Genomic DNA, 20,982 nt, shown 5'->3' on the forward strand with positions numbered 1-20,982 from the left:
CGTCCAAAGGAGCTGCATCGTGAACCTTCTTGCCGAATTGAACGTCGCCGACCCCGATCTTGAAGCGGCGTGCCGAGCGTTTGCCGTCCCCGACCGGGTTTCTGCCTCGTGGAGTGAAGTGAGCTTTCTGGGTAAGGGATGGCAGGCGTCGCTGGACGTCGACGCGGAGCGCCTGGCTTTCTGGATGTATGGCAGCGGGCCGCTCATCCTGCTGATGCACGGCTGGTCCAGCCGGGGTTCTCACCTGATGGGGTTTGTAAAACCACTGGTTGCCGCAGGGTTCTCCGTTGCCATGTTCGATGCGCCGGGCCACGGCCACTCTGGTGCAGAGGTGTCGAGCGTGATTCACGCGGGCAAGGCAGCACTGAAACTGGCGAAGCATTTGGGCGATGTTCATGGGGTTATCGGCCATTCCGCAGGCTCAACTGCGGCGCTATGGGCCTTGAACAACGGGTTGTCGGCCCGGCGAAGCGTTCACGTTTGCGGGCCCAGTTCGATGACTTCTGTCGTGCTGGGGATTGCACGTGCCCACTGTCTTGACGATCGGCAAACAGCCGCTTTCTGCAGCTGGGTGGAGGCGTTCATGGGAGCTACGCTGGCGTCTGTCGATCTTCCCGCGCTGGGCATGGGGCTCGGACATTCAGGCTTGATCATCCATGATCGCGATGACCGGGTCGTGCCGGTCGCGCAATCGCGGGCGCTGCAGAAGGCGTGGGTGCATTCGACTCTGGTTGAAACCCACGGGCTCGGCCATCGACGCATCCTTGCCGACACAGACGTCATCGGGCGTGCAGTCGAATTCATGAACCTGACCGATCACGTGCTCGAAAGGCAGGGCTGAGCCTGCACCAGAATCTCTGCCCTGGGATCGGTTCCCAGGCACGCAGTAATTGTTCGCTCTTTTCCAGCTCCCGTGACTGTTGATCACCTCTGTCTACTTGGACGGATTCGCGGGAGCTGTTTTTTTTCCGGCATATCATCCCGCGAATCGAAAGCTTTAGATCCCCTACGACGTGAGTACTCACTAGGGTGTGCTTCTGCATGCACTGGGGTCAATGCGCTCAATCATCGAAAAACATGCGAGCGTGCTGAACCCTGGCCTTCTCAGTGTCAGCTTGTGGCCGAAAGCGGACGCGCGGTTCATCTTGCCTGAGCACCTGAACACCTGGTGCTCAGGTAAGAGCCGCCCTCGCCAGAACGGGCTCAGATCGAGCGCTGATTCATCCGTGCCGACAAGGCCTCGGCGCTCTCTTTCCGTTCGGAGTAGCGGTCAACCAGATAGTCCTCGCGGCCACGAACCAGCAGCGTGAACTTGACCAGTTCTTCCATCACATCGACTACACGGTCGTAGTACGGCGAAAGCTTCATTCGGTCTGCGTCATCGAATTCCAGATAGGCCTTGGGCACCGACGACTGGTTCGGGATGGTCAGCATGCGCATCCACCGACCCAGAACACGCATCTGATTCACGGTGTTGAAGGACTGCGAGCCGCCGCACACCTGCATCACCGCGAGGGTTTTGCCCTGGGTAGGCCGCACGGCGCCCATGGTTAAAGGAATCCAGTCGATCTGCGCTTTGAACACCGCAGACATCGCGCCGTGACGTTCCGGGGAGCACCACACCTGACCCTCTGACCACAGCACCAGATCGCGTAGCTCCTTCACCTTGGGGTGATCGGCCGGCGCGTCATCCGGCAAGGGTAGCCCTGATGGATCGAAGATCATCGTCTCGGCCCCCATGTGCTGGAGCAGACGTGCTGCCTCCAGCGTCAGCAGTCTGCTGAACGAACGCTCTCTGGTCGATCCATAGAGAAGAAGGATTCGTGGCTTGACGTTCGAAGCAGCTGCAAGGCCCAGCTTGTCGGTGCTGGGCAAATCCATCAGCGACAGATCAAGGGCTGGAAAGGTCTCGGCAAAGTCCGTATCGAATTCGCTCATCACAGTGCTCCAATCCGGTCCAGGGCCTGTTTCAGATCAGCACCCTGAAGCGTTTTCAGATCCAGGGTGAAGAACGCGGAAAATCGCCTCTTGATGTGTTCAACCGTCGCATCGAATGCCGCCTGAACATCCTCATCGGTGCCCTCTGCCTCGGACGGGTCGGACAGCCCCCAGTGGCTTTTTATGGCCGCGCCGAAATACACCGGGCAGGGCTCGCTGCCTGCCTTGTCGCACACGGTGATGACGACATCGGGTGGTGTGTCTGCCAAGGCTTCCGAACCTTTGCTGTACAGGCCGGACGTGTCGATTCCCAATCCTTGCAAAGTGCTCACCGCACGCGGATTGAGCTTGCCGCTGGGGAAGCTGCCCGAACTGATGGCGGTGAACCCGTCCGGGGCCACATGATTGAACAACCCTTCGGACAGGACGCTACGGCAGCTATTGGCCGTACACATGAACAGGACTTTCATAAGCTGACTCCTACGCGCTGATGCTCAAGCGCACGGCAAGTAGTGCCAGTGTCGCAAGATGAATGGGAGAGGTGAGGACGCGGCCGACCGTGCCAGCGTGACCAGAAATATTGGGATTGCCCGCAGCATGTCAGTTCTCCAGAAGCACTCAGCAGCAGGAAACCTGGCGTACCGGGCGACCTTCCATGGCAGCCAGGCGGCCTTGGTCATCACCTAGCCACGAACGGTTAGCCTCCAGCGTCGTTTGAAGTACATCCACTGCCCACTGAGGCAGTTCTGGATGAAGGCGGTAATAGATCCACTGCCCCTGACGGCGGTCCTCCAGCAGCCCGCAGGTACGCAACTGTGCAAGGTGTCGGGAGACTTTCGGTTGATGATCGTCGAGCGCCCAGATCAGCTCGCAGACACATAGCTCGCCCTCGGCAGCGAGCATGAGCATGATCCGGGCGCGGGTTTCGTCACCGAGACATTTGAAGAACGTGTGGGGCTGAGTCGGCATGTCTGACCTGTATATTCGTTTCTGCGTATATACGAATTTACAGATGTATTTATTCCATGGGAAGACCTGTTTCGGTTTTGGTGGTCACGTGGCGGGGCGAGGGTCTGCTTCGAACCAACAGACCGTCCAACGTTGATCTACTGTGATGTGAGGTTGGCGGAGCAGCCTGATTCACGCCGTGCTCATCATTTTCCAGGAAGGGCTTTGATGCTGAGACGTTATTTGATGACGATAGTTATGCTTTTTGGCATTGAATGCCTGTTCGTGGTCGACAAGCTGATATCGGCCAGGTGGCCCGAACAGTTGGAGGCGGTTGTCGGGACCTTTTCCGTTAAAAGTGGAGGGCGGGATGAGTACTTGTCGATCTCCAATGAGCAGGGGGCCATCGTTCTCAGTTGCTCACTGGGTATCACTGGCACGACGCGATGTTTTTCAGAAGAGCAGCTTCGAGCTTTGACCGGTAAGCGTGTAACGGCTCACTGGTATCGTCAGTCGGTTTATGGCGGGATCAGGAACAACAAGCTGGTTGCACTCGATGACGGCGCGAACATCATACGTGATCCAGAAAGGACCAGATCCCTGGATCGATTCAACATAAAAAGCTCGGCTATTGTTGGCGGCGTAATTGTAGGCCTTATGTTTCTGGTGTGGGTTGTGATTGTATTGCGACTGAAAGGTCGGCATGACGTCGCCAATAGCTGAGGGTGAAGCTCGGGCTCAGAGTCGGTACATGAGCTAGGCAGCTTGAGAGTACTGTGGACTGCGATGGCAATTCAGACACCAGACCACCCCCGTTACAAGGAGTGCGATGGCCGCCATTTCGTAGGTATCGGGTAACCGCTGTTCCCATAGAAAACCGAAAACCAGCGCCGCCAGCGTCTCGATCACCAGCACTTGCCCGCTGAGCGCCAGCGGCAGAAGTCGGCTTGCCTGATTCCAGCACGCGCCACCCACGACCGAAGAGAGAAGGGCCACTCCACCTGCCACCAGGAAGAAGTGCAGCCATTCGCCGCTGCCATGGGTCTCTGCCTGAAAAGCCAGGACTGGCACCGCCAAAAGCAGCGACTGAGCGCCCGTCATGACCCCCGTCAGCAGGGCCCAGTCATGGGAGGAGATGCTGGCGACCTGAATCAGCCGCCGGGCATTGCTCACGGCGAACCAACTCCACGTCACCAAGGCACCCGTGGCACATAGAATCCCGCCGATGCTTGTCGAGGTGTCAGGCGTCTCGCCATCGATCAGAGCGTGCCAACTAATGAGCACGACTCCAGCCAATGCGCAGCACAGCGAGGGTAGCAGCCTGGGGAGCGGGACCGCATTTGCGTCATGCCGACCTGCCAACGTTACCAGCACCGGGATGAGCCCGACGATCAGAGACGTCGTCGCAACACCCACTAGCTGCACACCGGTGCCCACTAGCGCGTAATAGACGATATTGCCGATCAGGCTGAGCCAGAAGAGTGACTTCCAGTCAGCCCAGACAAGACCTGCGCAAACCCGCCGCCAGCGGGGCATGAGCAGAGCCGCTGAAATCGCGCCGTAGCAGAGAAATCTGAGCACCGCGAATTGCAGGCCGCTCAAACCCTGAGTGAGCTGCGGTCCAAGAAAGATCACTCCCCAACACAGCCCCGCGCAAACCCCGTAAACAATGCCCTTCAACAGCGACCGATCAACCAACATTTCACCCACGCTCCAAAGACTGAAGCGTGAAGTCTGATGCGCGGGACTTGGGGAGTATTGTCAGTAACTGTGGGATTTTTTACCCGGACTGTTTTTGCGTCTTGCGATAGGCAGCCGGGGTGGTGGCGCTTATACGTTGCATCGCTCGGGTCAGCGAAGCCTGGTCGCAAAATCCTGCGCGCAAGGCGATCTCGGCTATCGGCAGGGAGGTGCCTCGCAACCATCGTTGAGCTTCCTGGATGCGTAACTGCGTCAACCAGGCTTGAGGACTCATCGCGAACATCTGCCTGAATCGCTGGTGTATCTGGCTCATGCTCATGTTCGCGGCCTGGGCCATGGCTTCGTTGCTCCAGTTCGCCCCCGGATTGGCCCGCAGGCGGGCAATCAACAGCTCCATAGGGATGGAGAACTGAAGGTGTCAGCGCCCAATGAAGAAAGAAGCAGCGAGCCTAACTGTGCAGCGCCGAAGGCCAGTTGCTCATTGCCTATCAGCTCGGCGAACTCGATCAAGCGCCGCGTTGCAGGGGAAATAGGCAGGTATGTCTTCTGAGCCAGCCGCCCCATCTGGAGCGTCTCCAGCAGCTTCGGCGCACAGTCCAGCACCAGAAAGCGGCTGCCTGCATGACTGAGCTGGGAGTGTACCGAGCCCGGGGTGACAACCGCTGCCAATGACTGATCAATGCACCCGCCACGCCCGTCCACGTCAATTTCCATCTGGCCACGAACCGGCAGGACCAACTGAGCATGGTCATGGGAGTGATGACGGTTTTCCCGCTCATAGCTGCGGATTTCGAGGTTCAGAAGCATGGGTGGATCTATCGAAGTAGTCTGGACGTGGGGGATTCTAACACTCGTTTGCAGTATCGACGGGGTGGCCGGGGTTGCAGTGGCTGCTATCGATCCAGAGCGGACATTGGACGGTCTAGTTCATTCGCGTAGTGTGCTGTTGTAGTTCTCAGTGACAGCTCGAGTATTCGCTTATTTTAGTGGTGCTTTCGAGGAAACTCTTCGTTCATGCCGTTGTGGATCTATTGAGCGGTTGTTACCAAGAAAACTCGTGGGTGGATCCTCGAAGCTGAACCAGTTGAGAACGCAGATTTTGATGGTCAAATTTTACGGCCATTGGGCAGTATCGACGCTAGATTGGATGTCTGGGCTTTGGTAGCGAGTCGATTCGAATTAGACATCTTTAGTGGGTGATTCATGCGCGAATCCATCGAGGGAGTCACGGTTTCGCCCCAAATGATGCGAATGCTTGGTGACCTTGGCATCTCTCTTTACGTTGACATTTATGCTCCGTAAGACGAGGAGTAACGTCGGTTTGCGCAAAAAATTCGTTCGTTCACTATGCGGGCGGCGAGAGCGCGCCGGGCTTGAGAGGAGCGGCCGCTCTTGGCCGATAGCTGATAGTCTGCCTGGGAGAAGCTTGAAGGTTTGGTAGCGAGTTGGTACGTTTCGGTCGTCTTGCTGATGGTAGCCTGAAAATGGAAAACGATTCGTCGTTGCAGATCGAACGCGCCGCTTATGAAGAGTTCACGCGTTTGTGGATCCAGGGAAACTTCGAGCAGCAGCGGCTGGGCCAAGCGTTCTATAACCACTTCCAACTGCACAAAATTACCGATCAGGCTGCATTGGGTAGCCTTTATGAGGCTGACGGCGAGAAAGCGTCGGGCTTGATTTTGAGGCTTTTTCATCTGCACTGAATGGCAGCTTTCGACCCAAAGCGGACACTGCATTTACGCGCTGGCGAATCTTAGAATTGTGTTGTATGAAATATTCAGCTTAGGTTAGCGGAGTAGTGACTGGAATCGCGAGTTTCCATCCGCGAGCGACGGCTATCAACCTAAAGCTGCCCTTCACTACGGACAGCTTAGGCCTGAAGTGGCTACTCATACAAGGCTGCGTTCGCCACATGTTGGCTACTAATTCACGCTAAGAAATTGCGCATTCCTAGATCAGGTGCTGTCGCCTCATAGCCAATAATTCGGAATAACTCATGTTCAATTTTTCCTTTACAAAGCAGCGCGCCACCGCCGCATAAGGCTCTTTGCTACGGCATTCGTCCAGCATGGCTCTCAATGCATTATTTTGCGCAGCAGTATTTTTGTCTTTTAAAGCAATGACAAGTTCCTTGAACCTTCTGTTTAACTTGGCTCCCTTGGTAGCTCGCTGCACCTCTAACGATTTGCGATCAAGTCCGCAGACATCGATCGTAGCCACGCCTTGTGGAGTCAGTCCGCGAATTTGGCCAGTATGCGCATCGAATTCAAAGTGGCGCTCTGGGTTCAACTTGAAAGGATTGATAAGTAAGGCATTTTCAGTAGCTAATTTGGTGCTGCGAGTGGCCCTTATACCTGCCACAGGAAACTGGTTTTTCTTCCAGATAGAATTGCATCGATTACAGCTCAGCAGATAATTACTCCACTTATATGCCAGCCACCAATATCCTTCGGTCGCAGGTCCTTTGCTCCTGCCTGGGGGTTGGCCTCCAAAGTCATCATGATTTTTCGCGAGGCTGAGTTGTTGGCAATACGCTTTAGGGCGGAAATGCTCTACATCACCAGGACTGCCGGAAATAGTAGGCGTTTCGCAGTAAGCACATTTACCGTTGTACTGTGGTAAAATGAAATGGTGCTTGTATTTTCCCCAATGGTTCGGAAAGTCTTCTTCTTTGTATATTGATACGGTGTTGGGTATGGCTCGCGCCAAGAGAGCTTTGACAGCTGCCTCACTTGATTTTACCAGGCAGGCTGGCTCCATTGGGTGTCGCCCCTTCAAGGCAATCATTCCGGTTTGCTCATTCTTTTAAGACGCTTGCTCATTGCACTCGCTACCAGCTTCTTTTCTTCCGCAGGAGGTACAGAGTCAACCTGTGATGCGCGGCGCATGTCCAAGTCTGCTTGCGCTATGTCGTCGAGCTGAGATGGTAAGAAAGATTTTATGCGTTGGCGTACCTGAGGCTCTAATTCCCTGAGCAGTTTCTTATCGCCATGCTGGAAGGCCTTGCGATACCGGTTTAGCAATCTTTCGCTAGCGCTGTCTAGCGTAGAAGTTAAACCGAACCACTCGCCAAGAAGGAGTTCATTCGCCCCTCGGCCATCCGGCGACGGCAATGCATCAGGAATTAACTCAGCGACTGCGTTATGTAGTCTAGTGGCAAAAAGCTCACCAGGTTTCGTATTTACGATCGCTAATGGTGAATGTGTGGTTGCAATGAACTGAATGTTTGGCAAAAGTCGTCGCAGGGTGGAAATCAGTGTTCTTTGCCATCTTGGATGTAGGTGCTCATCCATTTCGTCGAGCAGCACGATGCCAGCCAACTTTTGCGAAGCGTTCCAGCGACCAGCTTTTACGCAGTTTCCCATGAGGTCTAGTAGCCAGCTACCAGTTCCCCTATATCCATCACCTAAAGCGTGAAATGGCATCCCGCCCCAAGGCCCATGGATAACCACCTGCTCAGCGGTAATGTCTAAAGCGTGATTTGGGTTCAGTCCCCATAACTTCCAGAGATAGCCTTTCATCTCTCTTAATGGGTCATCTACACTTTCCTTTTTCTGTGCCGCCATCAAAGCAAAATCTCGAAGTATCGACTCCGGCTCCAATAATCCTGCTCTGTCATTGAATAGCGTCATTAGTGAATTTCGCAGGGCATACTGACTGTGCATGCGTCCACCAATCCCTCGATTGGAGCCGTAGCCGCAGACAAATATATCATTCCACTTAAATCCAGGGTCGCTTACATCTTTACTAATACTTACTCCACCGTGCTCGTCCGGTTTCAGCTCGGTGGTGATAATGATCTGTTTTGAACTGCTATTCCGAAGAGTGATAATGATTTTGCTTGATGGAGCGTAGATTCCTCTTTTGTTCATTCGGATAAATTTTCCGGGCAGCAGCGCCAAGAGCTCGCTAGAGGTCACCTCATCACCTAGCCCAAGTGCTATCGCCCGGAGTATCGTGGTCTTACCGTGTCCATTGTCGCCGATGAAAACCGTCCACTGTCGGTGCTTCTTTCCTTCCTCAAACGACAATGAAAGGTCTTTGAAGCCCCGAATATTGCTGAACTGAATGCTGGAGAGGTATAGGGCCACGAAAACTCCTTTAGGTGGTGCATTGTGATTCGTCAAAGACGAAATTTCGCGTAGCGAAGTTTACTGGCATCACGGGTGTAAGCGCCATACAATTACATTCCTTCTCGCAAGATCGATAAAGCGCTTCCTACTTATCATTTTAGGCTGAGCCTACCACCAAGCCACAAAGATGGGCCCCTGGTTGAGCGTCCGCTTCTGGCCGAAAGCTGACAGGGTCAGAGGTTTCTAAGCTGCACGATGTGCGTCGCCTGAGCTTCTTCAGCTAGCGTGAAGCCGCAGGACAGGTAAAAGCGGTTCCCTGCGCAGTGTCGGTGTGGAGACCTACAGTTTCAAAATGCAAAGCGGCATGTGAAAGCAAGACGCCCACCAGTTTTCTCCCAACCTGTTGCCTCCGTGACGCAGGAGTCACATAAACACGCCGCAGCCTTCCTGTAGGAGCCTGCGTGAACGGATCAACCGACAGACCGCCGATGCCCACCAGTTGGCGGTTTAGATACACGGCCATCAGGCATTCGCCTGGCGCATCGAAGCGATTGCTACCTGAATGCCATTCCGAGTTCAGCCGGGTGATGAACCTGAAGCCTTCTGCCACTGCCTCTTTTTCAAGGGCGGGAATTTGTGGTGGCAGGTGCGTGACCAGATGAATCTCCATTTGCGGTCAATCCTCCCTGATGGGGTACGAAACATTTCTGAGGTGCCAAGGAATCTTGCTGTGCTGACTGTGGGCACGCAAGGGGCAGTTTTCGACCCATAGCTGCCGGTGGCCAGAGTTTGAACCCGCGGACGTAGTCATTGCATCATTTCAATAAAACTAGCTAAGCAAGTTAGCTATATGATAGTTTGGCTTTCCTTAGCATGATCAGCCCTTGATTCTGGAAAGTTCCTCCGCATGAAATCTCCTTCGCCTCAACCATTTCCAGCCGAAGACCCGCGCAGTTTGCAAATTGCCGGCGATACAGTCGGCCAGCATTTGCAAGAGATCGCCATCCTGACGCGCAGAGCAGCCGGCACTCTAGGTACGGCCCTGGGCATTAATCAGACCGACGTGGCAGCACTGGAGCACCTGATCACCGACGGGCCATTGCCACCGACCGAGCTTGCAGCGCGTCTTTCAGTGACGACCGCAGGTATTACCCAGGTCATCGATCGCCTGGAGCGCGCTGGGCATGTGGTACGTGAACGCCAGCTCGATGACAAGCGCCGGGTGTTGGTGTGTCCTCAACCTGAATCAGTGGCGCAGGTTTACCGCCATATCGCACCAATGCTTCATGGTTTGAACACTGTGCTTGGCGCACTCGAAGGCCAGAATCGTTCGGTAGTCGAGGCGTTTCTTGGGCAGGTGATCGAGGTCTACCGAAGCACCTTGCCGGGCAGCACTGCCTCCACCCCTGAAAATCAGCACGCCTGATGAAAACACAAAAAATACTTGTGACGGGAGCAAGCATCGCCGGACCAGCACTTGCCTATTGGCTGTCCCGGTATGGCATGGAAGTCACCGTGGTTGAAAGGGCGCCTGCATTTCGCGATGGGGGCCAGACGATCGACGTACGTGGCGCCGGTCGCGTCGTCGTTCAGCGTATGGGATTAGAGGATCAGATTAAGGCCAACACCACCCGTGAGCAGGGCATCGCCTTTGTTGATCAAGCCAACTGTACTAAGGCGTTTATTGCCGTCAACGCATTTGACGGTGAGGGGCCGATCGCTGAGCTGGAAATCTTGCGTGGCGAACTGGCCAAGCTGTTGATCCAGCACAGCCAGGATAGGGTCAATTACCGATTCGGCGACAGCATTGAAACCATCGAGGATACTGGAGAGCAAGTGCATGTGCGCTTTGAGCGGGGTGGTGAGCAGGTTTACGATCTTGTCATCGTGGCCGAGGGGATTGGTTCGACCACACGCAATCGGGTATTCGGCAATGAAGTTGAGCGTCGTTCGCTTGATCTATACACCGCCTATTTCACCGTACCTCGACAGCTAGGCGATGGCCAGATCATGCGCTGGCACAACATCCCCGGCGGCCGTTGTGTCTGTCTGCGCCCCGATAACCTCGGCACCACACGAGCCTTCTTGTCGTTTCAGCAAGCACCGAGCGGTTACGAAAAACTCTCACAGGCCGAGCAGAAATCGCTGCTCAAGCAGAAGTTTGCCGACGCCGGTTGGGAGACACCTCGCGTGCTCGCTGCGCTGGAGGAGACGACCGACCTTTATCTGGAGGCGGTAGGTCAGGTCAAAATGCCTCGCTGGAACAAAGGGCGCATCGTGCTAGTGGGTGATGCAGCCTATTGCGCATCGCCTATCAGCGGCATGGGCACGAGTCTGGGACTGTGCGGCGCCTATGTGTTGGCTGGCGAACTGAGCCGCCACGCCGACCATGTCCGCGCATTTGCGGCCTACGAGAAACTGATGCGTCCCTACGTTGTTCAGGCGCAAAACGTACCCCAATTCGCTCCTAGACTCGCATCACCGCATTCGCGATTTGGTATCGCGCTCGGTCACGCGGTGTTGAGGTTGGCCACAGCACCGGGACTAAAGACATTATTCGGAAAAATCCTTTCTCCGAAGGCTGATGCGATCGAGTTGCCAGATCACGAAGAATCGCAGCGGACGTAGACACCAATGTCCGCTTCTGGCCGATAGCAGTCGGTCATGGCTGGCACTGAAGCCGGTGCCCGTGTGCATTTCTTAGGCATTGAGGTTCGGGCCAGTTACTAGCGCTTGCCGACACCTCTGAGAAAACCATGAAGATATTTTATGAAAACACCTGCGTTCCACGACCATGCTCCGAGTAAAAAGCATGAGGTGAGTATCGAGCGGTATAGAGCACCGTCACTGAAGGGTTGCTTCGTGATACTGGCGGAGCTGAGGGCGAGAATAAACACCGACAGGAGAAAGAAAAAGAGTGCCTTTCCCAAGTAGTAAAGCAGAACCCCTACAGTGTGACGCTCAATCCACTGACCAGGCTTCATTCGAACGGATACCGCCCACGTCAAATGGAAAAGGGACGCATAGACAAAGCACACCCACGCATAGCGGGTGACTCCGTCGCTGACAGAAAACCAGGAGAACGGCGGCAACGACTTCAGCGTCAGGCCGAAGCTGACGTTTCCGCCGCCTAGGGCATAGAGTCCTAGCCCCATCAACGCATACAGACCTATGACCACAACGATTTTCAAATACGCCCCTGTTTGCTCCAGTGGAACGGTCTAAGCAGCGGGTGCTGAATGTGACGCCGCCATTTCGTTCTGTGCCCTCATCTCTGGTTATTGCCGTTTGCAGCCGGTCGAGAAACCATAAGCGATCGATCACTGTGCTTACGCCACGACTAGTGTCTGTGCTTGAGGCCAACCGAGAAACGGCAGTTTCGGCGCTCGATGCTTCCCTGCCTGTATGGCCAGCAAGCACGGTCTTTCATGCTGGGCGACTGCCGGACGATCGTTAGCTTCGCCTTCCTTGAGGGTTCGTCTCGTGATGGTGTATCGGCGCTGGCCGGGAAGGCGATGACGTTGTCAGAACCTCTTGGGGTGAAGTTCTGATCATTGAAAGCGGTTTGCCGATTTGTATCGCTTTGGGGACGGATTTCCGATGATGCGCGAAGCCCTGACGAATCGAGGTGGCGGCTCGGCGGCGTGCCACTTGCGTGAGTTAGTTCGTCATTACTTCCCGGATGGCTCCTCGGCTGTTTGTAGGTCGACTCGGTGCTCGTCGCTCGGTTTATCAAGCCGACTGCACCTATCGTGACCAAGCTTCCGATGGCCAGACAGATGAGCGTATGCAAAACATTGCGTTTGTGGCGCTTTCGAGTGAGTCGTTCTGGAGCATCGCTAATCTCAGCTCTCATTCATTCTCCGGTTCGTCCTTGAGGAGCAAAATCGCCCCTGTACTGCGGACTTATCCCGCACACGGCTGGCTGATCTTAGCGGTTAGTCGCCTGCGGCTGCAATCGACCCATTGTGGCCCCTCAGCAGCAAGGAAACGATGGGGATTTCACTGCGGCTCTAATTCAGACCAAGAGCCGCTGAGCCCAACGCTGGCCATCAAAGTACCGTAGTCTATAAATTTACAGATATTCACCTCAGCCCGGCTTGTCCACGTTGCTTCACATTCGTCGCACACCCACAGCGGAGTCTCTGTAGCGCGGACAAGCATTGCTCGCACATAGCCTTGACCACACCTTTTGCACTCAATCAGCATGCATTCGATCCCTGACAGAACTCCGGTCCAGTCTAGCTCTATTGGCCGCTCATGGCCGATTGCTGACAGTGAATCCCGGTCGGACATTCTGGGTCGATACCTTTCATTATCTAGTCCATGATTGAAGTGCTTATCCCGCGCCTGTACTCTCGCCTGCGGGCTGCTGCAGAGGGCTAGTCATGCGTGTCATCGTAATCGGTGGTTGGGGTAATTTTGGGGCACGGATCTGCCAGCGGCTTTCAAACGTCGCAGGTTTGACGGTGATCACCTCCAACATCGAGGAGGAAACCCAATGACACAACGTCGAGTCATCCTTGTAATGCCAGCTTGCGCTGCTGACGTATTTGAAGCGTTTCACAATCACACCATTCGCAAGCAATGGGATACATTGCTAGCCCACGCAGCAGTAGAGGGCGGAGGCAATCACCCCTACATTGGCGCGATTACTGTAAATGAGGGGCGAGGGTGGAAACGCCTTTTTACGATGCGTACCCGCTTCGTCAATTATCGACCCGCTAAGGTTGCAGCAGCTATGCTGGTGGAACCAGCGGGTTGCTTCCACTGGTGGGCCGCTTCGATGCGGCATCGCGACATTGACGGTAGGGTCTCAGAGCTGGTTTATACGTTTGGCGTCCAACTCCGTCCCAGGTGGTTGGGACGCGTACTTGACCCGCTGGTGAACAGCGTTTTCGAAAGGGGAACCCGCAACCGATTCGCTGCGATGGAGGGATATCTGAGAACCCGCGCGCAAAGCCAGAATCCCTGATTACTTAGCCTCCTCGCGACGGCGAAAATGTCTGCTTGCGGCCCGAAGCAGACGTTTGGCACATGGGGCCCTGCGGCTTTAAGCGTTGATAGACGCTGGATATGGATGATGATCATCGAGCCCACAAAGTTGTTTTAGTTGCTCTCCCCACACAGTATCGCCCGAAGTGTCCGGCTTCCATCTCTGTCCGCGTATTCAAGAAGCATACGTGGAGATGATCGCCCGTCCGCTTTATGGAGTAGTCAAATCCGACTCGAAAGAACCCTCGATCGGCTCCGGTCGACGTGTTCAGTGCGACCTCAATCCTGTGACTTTTCTGCGCATCGTAATGAACAATCCCCTCATGGTCTGGAAGCCATACGCACACGACCTCGGTCGCGTCTGGAGCCGAAAAACTTTCAAAATACCAGCATCGCAGTGCTTTCAGATCATCCAAATTCAGGCTCTGCTCATCAAGGCAGGAAGAGTTCACCGCGATAGATTTTGCAGGATGCTCGTCTCGGATCGATTGAAAACGGCTCCTCAATATCACGTTATTTATCAGGCCGTTAATCCAGGCCCGACGTGCATCCACTGCGAAGTGCCTGATGCTTGCAGATGACGGTTTGTCGCTCGCAGCTAGATCCAGCTCATGGAGTTCGAATAGCAGAGATACAGCGAAACAAGTGGCCGTAGGTACGGAGCGATCGGATTTGAACGTATTGATCATGAGCCGCTTGAGGGAGGGAGATCTTGCCAAGGCAAGTGCTAATTTCGGATCGACGTTAGCGCTGATCGCTGCGCGTTTAAAGCAGCTCGTCCATAAAAGTCCAGGTGCGAAGTACCCTACTAGGATTCGCCAAATCGGCCCCAATGATACCTGGAGTATAGGACTGAGCAATTTCGCCCAAGCGGTTTCCATGCCTTGCTCTCGGTGGTTCTGTGCACTGATGTTATTGGGCACCCAGCCGTTTATCAACTGTCAGAATTGTACACCCCGGCGTCTGTCGACTTTTACGGGTTGTTCATATGCGAAGCCACCTAAATCGACAGATTGCTCTTGGCCGGTTACTGGCGGTGAAGAATACAGCCTGTCAGAGGTGGGCCTGTCTATCACTCCAGCAGCATGCCCTCAATTTTTTCCCTCAGGGTGACCTGTTATGGCGGATAGCCGCCTGTTTTTTCCGTATGGCGGCGCACATGATCAAGTACCGAATTACCTATGGTTTTCTAACAAGACACCGTAGACAACAGATGCGAATTAGGCGACTTTTTTGAATTTCTCAGATCTGTGGAAAGTATCTGCGAAATATGGCAATAATTAGCACGTCTGTATTGAGAATACATAACTGTCCACTACTCTTAGTCAAGGAATTTGCACCCCTCATGGCAATGCTCGCGATTATAGGTCTTGCAATGTATGCTGTGAGTACTTTGTCGGCCGTTCTTTTATTCTGGGTTTTTTTCAGGCTGGCAAGATTCGCTGTTAGCCGTTCTGAAAGAGTGCGTCTGCGCTTTTTGAGAGCTCAGCCTTGGATCGCACTGGTCACTTTTGTACTGACGATCTATGCTACTGTTCATCATTATGATGGCTCTGAGCTCAGCTACATTCCGGCGTTTTTTGCAGGGTTGTTTATCTCTATCTCGATATTGAATATTTGAGACCAATTGATCTGGAAGGTTAATTTAGTCAGTGCCCTACCGCTACTTTTTAATGCTGCTGGCAAACCGATTTAAGCGCCATCGCCGAATTTCTCAAGCGGCGCTCCTCTATACGTGATACAGCTCGTCCTGAGACCGAGACCGAGACCGAGACCGAGACCGAGACCGAGACCGCAGAGTGCGGCCCTGCTCATTAATACCCAACAATGCATGAGGCCAAAGTGGCTGCATCTGGCCGAAAGTGATCTGTCGAAGCAAGATCAAGCAGCGGGTAGAGATCAGGTGTGTTAGCACCATTTTCTACTTTGTGTTGGGCTGCGCCTCTCGGGGTTCTTGGGACCGCTAGGCGGTTTTCTCGCGCCGTGAAGATTTCTGACGTCTTTGACATAGACGCACATGCACAATGAATATCCGATTATATTGCCCAGCGGAGCGACTGTCCGTCATCACGTACCACGGGGGCTAACATGGAGCTGCATCGGATACTGGTGCTGGAGATAGAGAAATTCGAGTGCTGGGAACAACCTTGGAGTTTTTACAAGACGCTATCAGCGTCATCCGCTCTGGATGATGATGCGCGTGAGCTGCTTCGCAGCTTATGGGTCGAGGTGATCGAGTGCCCAAGCTGGCGGGCGGGCAAAGCTCTAGAAAACATTTGCTCGCTCGCAGATGCCCGACTTGAGTCACGTTTCCCTTGGCTTTCTGAAAAGGCACGGGGGCACCTCGTAAATGCGGCCTCCTATCAGTGGCGCTAGTATCCTGCCTGGCTTTTTTGACTGAACAGTCGGATCAGCGGCGGGAACGAGCGACCGCTTTCGACCCGAAGCGGACCGTGGCGATTGACAGTAGCTGCTACGATCCCACTTGAGATCTGCACAATCTGCGATTTATGAATTACTACGATGAAACCTGCTTTGCCAGTGTTTATCTGGAAGACAGCTACGTCCTTGCGATTGAAGAGGGCGTATCAACCTTGTCATTTGCAATGGAGTTGGTGCTGCTCGAATCACATCCCCTCTATGTGAAACCAGCAGATGGGGAAGCGTACTGCTATTGGAATGCACACATTCATTTCTGCCTGACCCAGCGCGTTCTTTGGCATGAAAGGAGTGTTTTGGTATCTAGGGATGCGAACGGTGACACCGATTTAGGCAATGTAGACGTATTCAGGATAGAAGGTGCCACTTACCACCTGAAAGGGGACTGGGGTTCGGTATCGGTTACCTGCGGCACCGTAGTGGTTGATTACGAAGGCAGTCCCCACACCTAAAACAACGTGCCGGATGATGGTAGATCGACCAAGGGCTGCTTCTGTCCGCTAGCAGCCAGTCAGGGCAGGGCGTCTTTCCCCCGCCTTGCCCTGCTAACACCTCCCAGCCGTTCAGGATCTGCAATGCAGGTGGAAGATCCATATCGAACTGCCCTGAACACCACGAAGGGCCACTCGACAGACCTTAGGCTAAGGAAGCGGCACGCCAGTGGTTGTCCCCAGCATGTCTGCGCGGTTCAGAAGCTTCCCTTCAACGTCACCATGTAGTTGCGCGGATCACCGTAATAGTTGCTGCCGGTGCGGTTACCGATGGTGGCGTAGTACGTACGGTCAAACAGGTTGTTACCGTTGAGCGCCACGCTCCAGTGATCGTCGATGCGGTATTGCAGGCGCGCGTTCCACAAGGCGTATCCGGCCTGTTCGGTCTTGAAGCCGCTGGCCAGGCGCGAGATTTCGCTCTGGGCGGTGACGCCGCCGCCCAGGGTCCAGCGGTTCAGGTCACCGTCGAGCTGGTAGTCGCTCCACAGGCGCAGCGAGTGGCGTGGAATCAGCGTGTTGTAGGTGGTGCCGTTGCTCACGGCGACGTTGAGGTTGTCCACCGGGCTCAAGGTTTCGGTGGTGGTGTAGGTGTAGCCCGCGCTGACCTGCAAGCGATCGAGGGGCGAACCGTTGAGTTCCAGTTCCACACCCTGGGCGCGGATCTTGCCGCTGTCGACCGAGCATGAATCGCAGATCGTGGCATCGTCGACAGCAATGGCGGCGTGTTCCTGATAAGTCCGGAACAGGTTCGCCGAACCGTTGAGCGCGCCGTCGAACCACTCGCCCTTGATCCCCAGTTCGTAGTTCTTGCCGGTCTTGGGGTCCAGCACCTTGCCGCTGGCGTCGATGTCGGACTGGGGTTGGAACACGTCGGCATAGCTGGCGTACAGGGTCAGGTTCTGGGTGATGTCCAGCAGCACGCCTGCGAACGGTGTGACCTGGCCAGTCTCCCGACGCTCGTCAGTGGGCGCGACGCCAAAGGCGTGGCTGTCGTTGGTGTAGTGCCAGTCACTGGCCCGTGCGCCCAGCACCAGGGTCAGCGGCTCGGCCAGTTTCAGACGTAGATTGCCGTAGACGCCCTGTTGCTTGACCGTAGTCTTGGCCGGGTAGGGCGCACCGCCGCGGTAGCTGTTGTCGACGATGTAGCTGTCGCTGGGTTCGACGAAGTGCGTCGGGTTGAACACGTCCTCACGCTGCTGCATGAAGGCCAGCGCCCAGACGTCATGGCTGTGGGAATAGCTGGTGTTGGCGCCCACGGTCAGTTGATGCTCAAGGCCGAAGGCGCGGAATTTGCCATCCAGGTAACCATCGAGACCGTAGTCAACCGAGTCGTAGTCGAACAACGCGCCGATGGACTGGATCGACGAAGATGTCGCGCCCGGCGCTACCGTGCCGACCCCGACGCCTTGCACGTACTTCATGTTTTGCTGGTTGTGGGTCCAGGTTCCGGCCAGGCGTGCGTTCCAGTCATCGTTGAGGCGGTGTTTGACGTCGGCGAAAGCGGTGGTGCGCTCGCTGTCCCAATGGTTCCAGCTGGCGCCCAGGCAGGTCGAGCGCTTGAGTTTGATGTCCGAGCCGTCGCTGTAGCTGGGCAGGCCGCCGAAGCAGGGCGTGGCCTGCAGCTTTTCATAGGCCAGGCCGAAGCCTGCGGTGGTGTCGTCACTGAAGTCATAGTCCAGTGCGCCGTAGGCCACCTGGTCCTCGCGCTTGCCGTAGTCGTAGAAGTAGTGCCGACTCTGTTCGCCGACGATCGCCCGGCCACGCAGGGTACTGGCTTCGTTGAGCGGGCCACCGACGTCAATTTGGCTGCGGTAGTTGTCCCAGGTGCCGCCGGACAGTGTGAAGGTGGTGGTCGGCGTGCTCTGGCCGCGTTTGTGCACCAGATTCACTGCGCCGGCCGGGGTGCCTGCGCCTTGCATCATGCCTGCGGCACCGCGCAGAAATTCAACGTGGTCGTAGAACGCCATGTCGCTGCTGAAACTGTTGGCCTGCACGTAGTTGCCGCCGACATCCAGCGGCACGCCGTCGTACTGGAACGGCGCGTCCATCCTAAACCCGCGAGAGAAAAAGTAGCTGCCGCCCATGGGTGAGCCGGTGACGGTCACGCCCGGCGTCTGCCCCAGCACCTGCTCGATGGTATTGAGATTTTGGTCATCCATACGCTTGCGGGTGATGACGGTCACCGATTGCGGCGTTTCCCTGATGCTGTGCTCGCCTTTACCCAGGGTGATCGCACCGGTGGTGTAGGAGCCTGTGCCCTCGGTGACCGAGCCCAGCCGGGCGTTGATGGTGGTGGCACCCAACTCCATAGCGGAGAATTCTGCCACTTGCAGTCGGTATTCATTGTTACCGATCCTCTGCGCCGTGAGCCCGGTACCGGCCAGCAGCACCGTCAGCCCGGCGTTGATTTCATAGCGGCCATGCAGGCCCTGGCTGTTGCGTCCCTGTGCCATCTCGCTCAGGCCCACCAGATAGATGCCTGATTCAGCGGCGAAGCGCGACAGTACGTTACTGAGCGGGCCGGAGGAGATGTCGTAGTCGCGGGTTGCCGTTTCAGCGGCCAGGGTCATGGCGCTGGGCAACGAGCAGGCGGCGAAGGTCAGAAGGGAGGCGCACAGGCCCAGGGGGGCGCAACGGGGACGGTAAAACATCGGTTCCTTGTCCTCAAGACGATGAGTTGGGTAGGGATTCACTCCTAAACCCGGCGAGGCACTGAAAAGCGGAACCGTATTTGAGGAAAAATTCAGGGCGCACTGTTTTTGGCACTGATCGTGGTCCACCAGGGCATGCGCCGTTCAACGGTGATCGGCAGAGACGAGGCGAGGATGGACAGTGCGGCGTCGACATCACGCACCGGCAGGGTGCCGAATACATTCAACTGCGCCACCGCAGGGTCGATTGAGATGTGGCCGAACTGATAGCGCGACAGTTCGTCGAGTACCTGGCCCAGGGGAATGTCCTGAGCCAGCAATAGGCCCCCGGACCACGCCCGCCTTGCAAGGTCTGCCGGGGCCGTCGGTGGTAACGGACCCACTGTGACGGTCTGTCGCTGACCCGCCGGAATGACCCGATGTTCGCTGCTGTCGGGACGGCTGACTTCAACTGCGCCCTTGAAAACCGTGAGATCGGTTTCCTGGTCGCGCAATCGGACGCTGAATTCGGTGCCCAGCGCCCGGAAGCGACCTTGTGCGGTACTGACGATAAAGGGCCGCTCGGCATCGTGTGCAGTATCGATCAGAATCTCGCCCATGAGCAGGTGCACCAGGCGTTTGCTGCCGGAGAAGTCCATATCAAAGGCCGTCGTGGTGTTTAGCCACACGCGGCTACCATCGGGCAATTGCACGTTCCTCAGCTCGCCAATACCGCTGCGGTAATCGGCGATCAGGCTGGTACTCCAGGTGGGCAGCGGCGTCAGGCGCCACGTCGACCAGAAGGCACCGATGCCGGCGAGCAAACCGAGACTCCGCAACACGGCGCGGCGTCTGACGCGCTGATGCGCCATCAGCAGATCGTCGGCAGCGCGACGGCGGTCCGGCAGCTTTCGCAATGGATCGAAGCGCAGGCTGATGGATTGCACGGCTTCCCATGCCTCACGATGGGCTGGCTCGGCCTCGATCCATCGACGCCAGGCTTCTTGCTGCGCCGGATCGACTTCGCCACAGCGTAATTCGGCATACCACTCGGCGGCCTGCTCCATGACCTTGAACCCGGACTGGGCAGGCATCAGTAGGGTGTCTCGGCGCAGAGCGCCGTCGCCTCGGACGCCGCCTGCAATTGCAGGCAGCCGAGCATCGCCCGCGCCACGTATTTGCGTACCATGCGATCGGACACGCCCAGTTGCGTTGCCACTTCACGGTCAGTCATCTGACACACCACCGCCAGTACAAACGCCTGCGCAGCTTTGGCGGGCAGCTCGATCAGCATCTGGCCGACCTCCTGCAAGGCTTGCAATACGGCCGCACTCTGTTCTGCCGACGGCGCGTAGCGCTCTGGTTGAGCGGCCAGGGTGTCGAGCCATGCTTGCTCGATCTCTCGCCTCTGCCAGAGGTTGATGCAGATGCCATTCGCGATCTTGCGAAGATAGCCGCGAGCAGCCAGTGCGTTATCGAAAACAGGCTGCACAGGCTTGAGCAGCAGTCTCAGGAAGGTGTCCTGTGCCAAGTCCGCCGCATCGACACTTGACCCCAGACGCCAGCTCAGCCAGTGACGTAACCAGGCATTGTGCTCAGCATAAAGGTGCTCGACAGACGCAGAAGGCGGGTTCGGCATTGATTTGACTTACCTGAGAAACACTATCGAAAGAGAACTTATCTCACTTGGGTCGGATTATTGAGAGTTTGATACTGAAATGCAATTGGTTCATCTCTCGGGTGCCAGCCCTATCATGCCGCCTTCAT

19 protein-coding genes and 1 pseudogene are annotated in these 20,982 nt (G+C 55.9%); 8 read left to right on the forward strand and 12 right to left on the reverse strand.

Annotation, left to right across the window (positions count from 1 at the left end; all coding sequences use genetic code 11):
• Positions 1-19 precede the first annotated feature (19 nt).
• Complete coding sequence (locus tag ACIPO9_RS09735) at positions 20-841, forward strand: alpha/beta hydrolase (RefSeq protein ID WP_400780450.1); 822 nt, start codon at positions 20-22, stop codon at positions 839-841.
• 362 nt (positions 842-1,203) lie between these two features.
• Here ACIPO9_RS09735 and arsH read toward each other — a convergent pair whose 3' ends face one another.
• The 3 genes from arsH to ACIPO9_RS09750 all read right to left on the reverse strand — a co-directional run bounded on the left by arsH (position 1,204) and on the right by ACIPO9_RS09750 (position 2,907).
• On the reverse strand, positions 1,204-1,938 hold the full coding sequence (arsH, locus tag ACIPO9_RS09740) for an arsenical resistance protein ArsH (RefSeq protein WP_400780453.1): 735 nt from the start codon (positions 1,936-1,938) through the stop codon (positions 1,204-1,206).
• Positions 1,938-2,408, reverse strand: coding sequence for an arsenate reductase ArsC (locus ACIPO9_RS09745; RefSeq protein ID WP_400780456.1), 471 nt, complete (start codon positions 2,406-2,408; stop codon positions 1,938-1,940). The genes arsH and ACIPO9_RS09745 overlap by 1 nt, the downstream gene beginning before the upstream one ends.
• Positions 2,409-2,556: 148 nt before the next feature.
• Entirely contained in the window at positions 2,557-2,907 is a 351-nt protein-coding gene (locus tag ACIPO9_RS09750) for a metalloregulator ArsR/SmtB family transcription factor (RefSeq protein ID WP_274130419.1), read from the reverse strand.
• 207 nt (positions 2,908-3,114) lie between these two features.
• On the opposite strand from ACIPO9_RS09750, the gene ACIPO9_RS09755 reads away from it, so the two are divergent.
• The gene (locus ACIPO9_RS09755) at positions 3,115-3,609 is read left to right on the forward strand and encodes a hypothetical protein (RefSeq protein ID WP_400780459.1); all 495 of its coding nucleotides are present in this window, start codon (positions 3,115-3,117) and stop codon (positions 3,607-3,609) included.
• A gap of 33 nt (positions 3,610-3,642) precedes the next feature.
• Here the strand turns inward: ACIPO9_RS09755 and ACIPO9_RS09760 are convergent, their stop codons facing one another.
• On the reverse strand, positions 3,643-4,587 hold the full coding sequence (locus tag ACIPO9_RS09760) for a DMT family transporter (protein WP_400780461.1): 945 nt from the start codon (positions 4,585-4,587) through the stop codon (positions 3,643-3,645).
• 79 nt (positions 4,588-4,666) lie between these two features.
• Positions 4,667-5,394 (reverse strand): annotated as a pseudogene (locus ACIPO9_RS09765) (helix-turn-helix domain-containing protein).
• 677 nt (positions 5,395-6,071) lie between these two features.
• Here ACIPO9_RS09765 and ACIPO9_RS09770 point away from each other — a divergent pair.
• On the forward strand, positions 6,072-6,290 hold the full coding sequence (locus tag ACIPO9_RS09770; protein ID WP_400780464.1) for a hypothetical protein: 219 nt from the start codon (positions 6,072-6,074) through the stop codon (positions 6,288-6,290).
• Between the two features lie 247 nt (positions 6,291-6,537).
• Here the strand turns inward: ACIPO9_RS09770 and ACIPO9_RS09775 are convergent, their stop codons facing one another.
• The 3 genes from ACIPO9_RS09775 to ACIPO9_RS09785 form a co-directional block, all read right to left on the reverse strand.
• A complete protein-coding gene (locus tag ACIPO9_RS09775) occupies positions 6,538-7,374 on the reverse strand; it encodes a hypothetical protein (RefSeq protein WP_400780467.1) in 837 nt (278 codons plus the stop codon).
• Positions 7,371-8,678, reverse strand: a complete 1,308-nt coding sequence (locus tag ACIPO9_RS09780; protein WP_400780469.1) for an AAA family ATPase — start codon at positions 8,676-8,678, stop codon at positions 7,371-7,373. The genes ACIPO9_RS09775 and ACIPO9_RS09780 overlap by 4 nt, the downstream gene beginning before the upstream one ends.
• A 262-nt stretch (positions 8,679-8,940) precedes the next feature.
• Complete coding sequence (locus tag ACIPO9_RS09785; RefSeq protein WP_400780472.1) at positions 8,941-9,330, reverse strand: GNAT family N-acetyltransferase; 390 nt, start codon at positions 9,328-9,330, stop codon at positions 8,941-8,943.
• A 237-nt stretch (positions 9,331-9,567) separates the two neighbouring features.
• On the opposite strand from ACIPO9_RS09785, the gene ACIPO9_RS09790 reads away from it, so the two are divergent.
• Positions 9,568-10,086, forward strand: coding sequence for a MarR family winged helix-turn-helix transcriptional regulator (locus ACIPO9_RS09790; RefSeq protein WP_400780475.1), 519 nt, complete (start codon positions 9,568-9,570; stop codon positions 10,084-10,086).
• Complete coding sequence (locus ACIPO9_RS09795; protein WP_400780477.1) at positions 10,086-11,288, forward strand: FAD-dependent monooxygenase; 1,203 nt, start codon at positions 10,086-10,088, stop codon at positions 11,286-11,288. Before ACIPO9_RS09790 ends, ACIPO9_RS09795 begins: the two co-directional genes overlap by 1 nt.
• Before the next feature lie 98 nt (positions 11,289-11,386).
• Here the strand turns inward: ACIPO9_RS09795 and ACIPO9_RS09800 are convergent, their stop codons facing one another.
• Positions 11,387-11,851, reverse strand: a complete 465-nt coding sequence (locus ACIPO9_RS09800; protein WP_400780480.1) for a hypothetical protein — start codon at positions 11,849-11,851, stop codon at positions 11,387-11,389.
• A 1,310-nt stretch (positions 11,852-13,161) separates the two neighbouring features.
• Between ACIPO9_RS09800 and ACIPO9_RS09805 the strand changes: the two genes are divergently transcribed.
• The 3 genes from ACIPO9_RS09805 to ACIPO9_RS09815 all read left to right on the forward strand — a co-directional run bounded on the left by ACIPO9_RS09805 (position 13,162) and on the right by ACIPO9_RS09815 (position 16,546).
• Positions 13,162-13,635 (forward strand): hypothetical protein, encoded by a 474-nt coding sequence (locus tag ACIPO9_RS09805; protein ID WP_400780482.1) that lies wholly within the window; start codon positions 13,162-13,164, stop codon positions 13,633-13,635.
• Positions 13,636-15,000: 1,365 nt separating this feature from the next.
• Complete coding sequence (locus ACIPO9_RS09810; protein WP_400780484.1) at positions 15,001-15,276, forward strand: hypothetical protein; 276 nt, start codon at positions 15,001-15,003, stop codon at positions 15,274-15,276.
• An 889-nt stretch (positions 15,277-16,165) separates the two neighbouring features.
• The gene (locus ACIPO9_RS09815; RefSeq protein WP_274130414.1) at positions 16,166-16,546 is read left to right on the forward strand and encodes a hypothetical protein; all 381 of its coding nucleotides are present in this window, start codon (positions 16,166-16,168) and stop codon (positions 16,544-16,546) included.
• Between the two features lie 236 nt (positions 16,547-16,782).
• Here ACIPO9_RS09815 and ACIPO9_RS09820 read toward each other — a convergent pair whose 3' ends face one another.
• The 3 genes from ACIPO9_RS09820 to ACIPO9_RS09830 all read right to left on the reverse strand — a co-directional run bounded on the left by ACIPO9_RS09820 (position 16,783) and on the right by ACIPO9_RS09830 (position 20,854).
• Positions 16,783-19,236: a TonB-dependent siderophore receptor gene (locus ACIPO9_RS09820; RefSeq protein WP_400780487.1), complete on the reverse strand. Its 2,454-nt coding sequence runs from the start codon at positions 19,234-19,236 to the stop codon at positions 16,783-16,785.
• 92 nt (positions 19,237-19,328) lie between these two features.
• Entirely contained in the window at positions 19,329-20,309 is a 981-nt protein-coding gene (locus ACIPO9_RS09825; protein ID WP_400780489.1) for a FecR domain-containing protein, read from the reverse strand.
• A complete protein-coding gene (locus ACIPO9_RS09830; protein ID WP_274130410.1) occupies positions 20,309-20,854 on the reverse strand; it encodes a sigma-70 family RNA polymerase sigma factor in 546 nt (181 codons plus the stop codon). Before ACIPO9_RS09830 ends, ACIPO9_RS09825 begins: the two co-directional genes overlap by 1 nt.
• Positions 20,855-20,982: the final 128 nt, after the last annotated feature.

The organism is Pseudomonas sp. NPDC090203 (assembly GCF_044746765.1).
In the GTDB taxonomy this organism is placed as follows: Bacteria; Pseudomonadota; Gammaproteobacteria; order Pseudomonadales; family Pseudomonadaceae; genus Aquipseudomonas; species Aquipseudomonas putida_AD.